General features: G+C 28.2%; 7 protein-coding genes. 1 reads left to right on the plus strand and 6 read right to left on the minus strand.

The genetic code is table 11. The features are described 5' to 3' along the window. Positions 1-662 (minus strand): response regulator transcription factor (locus ACTB1H_RS08555; protein ID WP_463262431.1); only part of this gene is annotated, 662 nt, incomplete at its 3' end. 26 nt (positions 663-688) lie between these two features. Then, positions 689-1,585: a polysaccharide deacetylase family protein gene (locus ACTB1H_RS08560; protein ID WP_463262425.1), complete on the minus strand. Its 897-nt coding sequence runs from the start codon at positions 1,583-1,585 to the stop codon at positions 689-691. 242 nt (positions 1,586-1,827) lie between these two features. Here ACTB1H_RS08560 and ACTB1H_RS08565 point away from each other — a divergent pair, with 242 nt between their 5' ends. Then, positions 1,828-2,976: an MFS transporter gene (locus ACTB1H_RS08565; RefSeq protein ID WP_463262426.1), complete on the plus strand. Its 1,149-nt coding sequence runs from the start codon at positions 1,828-1,830 to the stop codon at positions 2,974-2,976. Positions 2,977-2,979: 3 nt separating this feature from the next. Here the strand turns inward: ACTB1H_RS08565 and ACTB1H_RS08570 are convergent, their stop codons facing one another. The 4 genes from ACTB1H_RS08570 to ACTB1H_RS08585 are packed head-to-tail and all read right to left on the minus strand — an operon-like array spanning position 2,980 to position 7,761. Beyond that, a complete protein-coding gene (locus ACTB1H_RS08570; protein ID WP_463262427.1) occupies positions 2,980-3,879 on the minus strand; it encodes an ROK family protein in 900 nt (299 codons plus the stop codon). Continuing rightward, a complete protein-coding gene (nagZ, locus tag ACTB1H_RS08575; RefSeq protein WP_463262428.1) occupies positions 3,879-5,123 on the minus strand; it encodes a beta-N-acetylhexosaminidase in 1,245 nt (414 codons plus the stop codon). The genes ACTB1H_RS08570 and nagZ overlap by 1 nt, the downstream gene beginning before the upstream one ends. 18 nt (positions 5,124-5,141) lie before the next feature. After that, positions 5,142-6,779 carry a nucleoside kinase gene (locus ACTB1H_RS08580; RefSeq protein ID WP_463262429.1) on the minus strand — a complete coding sequence of 546 codons (1,638 nt, stop codon included), beginning with the start codon at positions 6,777-6,779 and terminating at the stop codon, positions 5,142-5,144. A 4-nt stretch (positions 6,780-6,783) separates the two neighbouring features. Continuing rightward, the gene (locus tag ACTB1H_RS08585) at positions 6,784-7,761 is read right to left on the minus strand and encodes an RluA family pseudouridine synthase (protein ID WP_463262430.1); all 978 of its coding nucleotides are present in this window, start codon (positions 7,759-7,761) and stop codon (positions 6,784-6,786) included. Between the last annotated feature and the right edge of the window lie 173 nt (positions 7,762-7,934).

The following is a 7,934-nucleotide window of genomic DNA, read 5'->3' on the forward strand; positions in this document are numbered from 1 at the left end:
CTCCACCTATATCCTACTCCCCATATAGTCTCTATATATTTTGGCTTGCTAGGATCTTCTTCTATTTTAGATCTTAATCTTCTGATATTCACATCTACTACTTTACCATCTCCAGAAAAATCCACTCCCCAAATAATATCTAGTATTTTATCTCTGTCAAATGCTTTGCCTGGATTTGTAATAAAGAGTGCAATTATGGCAAACTCAGTTCTGGTTAGCTCTATTTTTTTATTATCTTTGTAAAACTCTCTTGAAACCATATCCAGTTTAAATGGACCAAATTCTACAATATTTTGATTATCTTTATCGAAGTCTAGCCTTCTTACTAATGATTTAATTCTCAAATTTAGTTCCATTGGATTAAAAGGCTTTGTCATGTAATCGTCTGATCCATATTCTAATCCCATTATTTTGTCTGTATCTTGACTTTTGGCTGTAAGTAAAATAATACCCATTTTGGGATACATTTTTCTAAGGCTTTTTAGTACTTCAAACCCATCAATTCCTGGCAGCATTATGTCTAGAATAGCTATATCAACATGATTGTTTGCTATAGCAACCAATGCTTCTTCTCCCGATGATGTTTCTATTACATTATAACCTTCTCGAATCAAATTAATTTTTATAAACTTTCTAATTGGCTCTTCATCTTCAACAATCATTATATTGATCACTTTAAAAGCCTCCTTCATTCCTCATCCAACGTTTTTATTGTATATCCCTCAAATAATAAAATATCAATTATTTGAGGCAATACTTCAACTGTTGAGTTTTTAGCATCTGTATCGTGCATTAAAATTATAATATTTCTTTTATTTTTATGAGTCTCCATAAATCTATTAATCAGGTATTCTTTTAATGGATTCTCTTTCTCAGCATCTCCAATTACTACATTCCAATCAACAACATTATACCCCTTTTGTTTTGATAATTCCTTCATTGGTGATTTTTTCTTGCCAAAAGACCCACCCGGAAATCTTAGTAACTTTGTGTTAAATTCTTCTCCTAATATGTCTTTTAACACATTTTCTCCTCTATCTATATCTTTAAAAAAACTATCTGAATTAGCATATATCTTTTTATAATTGTGTGAATAGCCATGATTTCCAATACTATGTCCTTTATCATGAATAGTTAGTAAAACTTCTGGATTTTTTTCAGACATACTGCCTAAAACAAAAAAAGTAGCCTTAACATCATACTCATCTAAAATTTCCAATATTTTCATTGTATTTACACTAGACGGCCCATCGTCAAAAGTTAAATATGCAACTTTATCATTTTTATTGTCTATTTTTGATTCATTTGATTTTGCTGCTTCATCCAATTTTGATTCCTGTAATTTTACATTATATTCATTTATCGCAATTTTTTGAGCTTTACTAGCTAATATTTGGCTTTTCACAATCTTTTTGTCATTAATTTCTTTGTTGATTGGATTTTCATCAAAATAAAGCACTATTATTGATTGAACATCAATAGCTTGAGCAACGACTTTGTTCTTATTGTAAATAAACATAGTGCTAATGAGTACAAAAGTTATTAAAATTGTAAAAATAAAAACAGCTCTTAATGATTTTTTCATAAAAACCCCTCCGTTAGGTGTATTATACACATAAACGGTCGATATTTTGTTACAAAAGTGTAACAACTTTAGCATTATTGAATAGCAATTGACTAATCATATTATTAATACTTTTATTAACTAATATTTTGAAGCATCTAACACAATAGTTGATGGAATAATTTTTAATATGTATTTATTTAGAAACACTAATATTATATAATATTAATGTCTTAAATTAAACTAAAATCTAGAGGTGAACGATGGTAATAATTTTTGTATTTTTGAGCATTTTCATAATTCAATTTGTCATTGCATTAGAAATGAACTTTATTGGTCCATTAGCACCATTTTTATCAAATTATTTTGGAATTAAAGGTTCTCAAGTAATTCTTCTAAATTTAGGATATTCTATATCTGGTATTTTTGTCCCATTCATTGGATATTTATCTGATATATATGGAAAAAAGAAATTTATGATCATTGGATTGTTATCTTTTATATTAGGCTGTTTTGGATGTGCATATTCGTTGGAAGCAATTTATTTTAGTGTTAGTAGAATTCTTATAGGTTTGTCATACTTTACACTAATGAGTACTATGCTTTCCTATTTGTCAGATTTTATTGATTACTCTAATAGAGCAAAAGCTAATGGAGTTATGAGATTTTCCTTTTCACTAGCAATCCTTTTAAGTCCAATTTATGCTAGCTATATTGTTGATAAATTTGGCAATCTAAAATATATCTATCTTCCTTTAGCAATAACTGCCTTCATCCCAATTTTTATATTGCTTTTTTTACCTGAATCTTCAAAAAATAATTTATCGATTTTAAATACCAAAAATATAATTAAAGTTGCAACTACAAAAAATAGCAAAATTATACTTTTTTCACTATTCCTGATAATAAGCATTCCAACACTTTTATATAACTATCTCGGGCTTCATTTAACAACCAATTTCAATTTCTTACAATCAGAAGTTGGTAGATTTTATTCATTTATAGCTGTTGGTACAATAATTGGCGTTGTAACATCTGCTATTTTTTCAGCTAAAATTGGTAACTTAAAGTATTCAAAAGTTTTCTTTTTTGTTTTATTAATCGCCTTAATCCCTATAGGTTTTACTCAAAATATTTATTTATTGATGATATCATCTTTTCTCTTTGCTATTGGATTAGATGGAGGATTCAGTGCATATCAAACATATATAACTGAAATTGAAAAAGATATGCGCGGAACATTTGTAAGCTTAATTTATACTGTAAATGCATTAACTATAACTTTTTATTCTTTGATTGGTCCTAAAATATATGAAGCAGGTGGAATTAAATTAATTATTATTCTCAGCTTAATATTTATGATAATAAGCATTTTGTTAATGAGTAATTTAAATGATATTAGACAAGATTAATAGTTAACTATTAATCTTGTCTAATATTGATTTTGCTGCTCCAATTATTCCTGAATCATTTAAATATTTAGCAGGGAGTATTCTTATTGATGGATCATCATTCACATTTTTTAGATAATGGTTAATCATGTTATCCCACCAGACATCCTTTGAAAGTATGACTCCTCCTCCTATGACTATTGCTTCTGGATCTAGTATATTCTTTAGACTTATAAGAAACCATCCTAAATCGTTAGCAAATTTATCTATTACACCTTTTGCAATTTCATCATTATAATAATTAGCAAATATCTCTTCACCGGTTAGTTTTATCCCTGTTTTTTTTTCATAAAAATATTCAACAGCCGTCCCTGAAATATATCTTTCAACACAACCATATTGCCCACAGTTGCATCTAACCCCGTTTGGATATAATATTGCATGTCCTAGCTCTGCTCCTTGATAGTGTGAACCTCTTAGAAGATTGTTATTAACAATAATTCCTCCACCTAGACCAGTGCCTAAAGTTATCATTACAAAACTATCAAAATCTTTTCCTGCTCCTACCCATCCCTCACAAATTGCTGCAGCATTAGCATCATTCTCAACTTGTATAGGATAATCAAATCTTTTTCCAAGTTCGTTTTTTATTTTTGTACCTGACCATCCAATTACATTCCCAGATATAGTTAAAACTTCCCCTTTATCACTATCGATAAATCCAGGTGAACCAATCCCTATGCCCTTTATCTCATATTCACTTGTCAGTTTATTTATAAGCATAGCTATTTTATCCAGTATTTCAATTCTATTTCCAGTTTTACTGGTTGATGTGCTTTCTTTTTTTATAATGTTTCCGTATTCATCAACAATCCCTGCATTTATTTTGGTACCTCCTAAGTCTATTCCAATTACATATTCCATCATTTTACCTCCTGAATAATCTCTTCTATTTTCTCATTTATTTCATTAATTCTTTCATCAATTAAATATCTTGATATTTCATGGTTATTAAGATTATACTTTTCTTTAATATATATAATTCTATGCAATTTTATATCAATTTCCTTCTCGGTTATCTTTTCTTGATCAGTAGCTAATTTTATATATTCTATAATATCTTTTATTTCACTATTGTCATGGCAGATAAGTGCAATATCACCTCCTGCAATAAAAAATTGTAAAATCGCATCTTCTAAATTATATTCTTCAGTAATAGCTCCCATTGTCATGTCATCCGATAATATTATTCCTTCAAAATTTAATTTAACTCTAAGCAAATCACTTATTATTTCTCTCGATAAAGAACTCGGTTTATCACTTAACTCAGGCAAGAGTAAATGACCAACCATAATTGCATCTAACCCACTGTTAATGTTATAAATAAATGGCTTTAGTTCCATTTCTTCTAGTTCATATAAACTCTTATTTATAACTGGCAACTCATAATGAGAGTCCTTTATAGTATCGCCATGGCCCGGGAAATGCTTTCCTACAGAAATCACTCCTTGTTCAGTAATCCCTTTATAAACCTCTTGTCCTAAAATACTTACAACTTCAGGATTGTTTCCAAATGATCTGTCTCCAATAACTAGATTTTTGGGATTTGAATTAATGTCTAAAACAGGAGCAAAATTCATATTAAGACCAAAAGTTTTTAATTTATCTCCTAATACTCTTCCAACTTCATACGATAATTTAATATCATTATATTCCCCAATGGCCCTCATAGAAGGTATACTTTCGTAAAAAACATTTAGTCTCTCTACCCTGCCTCCCTCTTCATCAATACTTAGGAAAAGAGGAATTTTATCTGCATTTATAGACTTGATATCATTTATAAGATTTATGAATTGTTCTTTTGATTCAATGTTTCTATTAAAGAAAATAATCCCTGCAAAACTGTATTCTTTCAATAAATCTCTTTCATTTTGATTAAGGTCTAATCCATCAAGCCCTATAATAAGTAATTGGCTTATTTTTTCATCAATAGTCATTTTTGAAATTTGAGAATCTATCTTATCATTTAAATCAACAATTTCATCATCCTGACTTTCATTTTCAGAAAAAATATCTTCTCTTTCCATGGGCTTATCTATTGAAATTGTGCAAGAAGTAAGCAATAATATTATAAAATTTATTGCGATAAATTTAATTGTTTTTCCCATATCCTATTCCCCATTTAATTATTCAAACCCTATAAATTCCCGTAATAAAGAATTAGGTGGAATCATCTTTGTGTCAGTAATTGGAACAAAATAATCTAGAAATTTAATTAACTTTTTTACTTCACTATAATAAACACTTGAACTATCGATTTTATATAATAATGGCAGCACATAATTTTTTAATAAAGCTAGTTCATATACTAGTGCAGAATTAAACATGATGTCCGCATTCTCTTGAAAAGGAAATATAAATTTCTCTTCTCCGTGTCTTACTCCTTTCCATAAATCAAATGTTCTGAGTGGATCATTGCCTCTGAACTTAATATCACGTACCATTCTCCTAATTAATCTCGTATCAGTAGTTGATATTCTATTATGGTTGTCTATATTTAGCTGAGTTAAAGCCGAAATATATATCTTAAATTTGTTCTTTTCTGGTATTTCATTTGCAATTCTTGGATTTAAAGCATGTATGCCTTCAATTATGATTGGGTGCTCTCTATCAACTTTTATATAATTGCCACTCTTCTCGCTCTTGCCTGTTATAAAGTTGAATAAAGGTAGCTCAATAGTTTCTCCTTCCAATAGACATATTAAGTCCTCATTAAGCCTCTCTAAATTCAAAGCTCTTATTGATTCGAAATCTGGTTTACCATCACTGCCAATTGGGGTTTTATCTCTGTCTAAAAAATAATCATCCATAGATATAGCTACTGGTCTTTTACCATTAACTCTTAATTGAGTTGATAGTCTTTTGGAAAAAGTTGTTTTCCCAGATGACGATGGTCCTGAAATAAGAATAATTGTAATATCTTTATCGTTGCAAATAGAGTCAGCAATTTGTGCTATTCTCTTTTCATGTAAGGCTTCAGAAATTTGTATGATCTCCTGAATATTTCCTTTTAAAATCTCTGAATTTAAGGCTCCCAAATTTGATAAACTTAATATTTCAAGCCAATCATTTGATTCTTCAAATATCTTAGCTAATTTTTTTTGGTCTTCAAATAGACTAATATCGAATCTGTTCCTTCTATTAGGAAATAGAATTAGAACTCCAGGATAGTAATATTTTAATCTGAATTCACTGATATACCCAGTTGAAGGTGCTAAATATCCATGAAAAAAATCAATAAATTCGCCAATATTATATAATTTTATTTTAGCCTTATTTATAGAACGAAACAACATAACTTTGTCTACTTGATTAGTTTCTTCAAATATCTTGATTGCTTCATTTCTGTCATATTCTTTTCGTTCGATTTTTAAATCCATAGAAATTATTTCTTTCATTTTTTCTTCTATCATTTGCATATCTTTAAAAGATATCTTTTTCCCATTACTAAATTCAAAATATAATCCTGGGCCTAGAAAATGATGTATAATAGCATCGTTATCTGGGAAAAGATGTTTACACGCTAATATAAAACATGCAGATATTGTCTTTGTATAAATTCTGTACCCATCTACATCGCGAAGATCTAAAAATTCGATAGTATCATCTTGTTTAGCTGATTTAAATAATGGATAAACTTCGTTATTTATCCTCGCTCCTAAATATTTTTTGTATTCTTCTTTATAAACTTTCTTACTTATGTCATATAAAGTATCATCATCATTAGCTTCTAATAATCCATATCCTAAAACATGTACCTTCATATATTTATTCATCTCCAATAAATAAGTCTTTAGTTATCCTGTTAAAAATATCCGGATCAGGTGCAGTAAAACACCTACCATTCAAGTACGATAAATCACCATCCAAACCATCAAATTTCAATTTATAAGCATGAAGCAATTGGTAATTTAATCCATATCTTTTTTCAAAATATTGATTAATAGATTTATTCCCATATTTTCTATCCCCGATTATAGGGTATCCTAAATCAGAGAGCTGAGCTCTTATTTGATGTGATCTTCCAGTAATTAAATTAACTTCTAAAATAGAAAAATCATCGCTAGTTTTTAAAACTTTAAAGATAGTTTCTATTTTTTTTGAACCTTCAATATAATCATCATAGATTTTTGATTTGTTTTTTTCTTCATTTTTAAACAAGTAGCTAGATTTTACAAAATCGTTCTTTACCCTCCCAGAAACAATCGTTTTATAGTATTTGGTTATTTTTTTCTCTTTTATTGCAAAATTGATAGATTTTAAAGTTTTGTAGTTTTTTGCACTTATAATTAACCCGGTTGTATTTCTATCAAGTCTGTTGCAAATACTAGGAGTGAAAGTTTTTTCAATCCTAGGAACATATTCTTTCTTATAAATTAAATAGGATAGAATATCATCAACAACATTTTCTTCATATTTTTCAGATGAACTATGCGATAATTTACCCGCAGGTTTATTTATTAACAAAATATTTTCATCCTCGTAACAAATATCAATTTTGAAAGATTTTAATGCTTTTTCTTCATCTTTTGTTAATTTATTTATTAAATCATCTGAAAGATATATTTGGATCTTATCTCCAGTATAAATTACTAGCTCTGGACTTGCTTTTTTGTTGTTAACTTTTATGTTTTTTTTCCTTATCATTTTATAAATAAAGCTAAGTGAAGCTTCAGAAAAATATTTTTTTAAAAATCTATCTAGTCTTTGTTCATTTTCATTATTTCCAACTATAATTTCTTTCAAACTAACATCACCTTTTTAAATATATTATGCTATAATTATACTATAAAAGCTTAATTTACTATAAACAAATTTCCAGGTAGTGTAAAAAAAGATATGAAAACAGAAAAATACTTTTGATATGTTTTTAAATAAGATTTGACTAAATTATATACTAAAAAAGGGCATAAGTATAG

The organism is Soehngenia sp. (assembly GCF_055108775.1).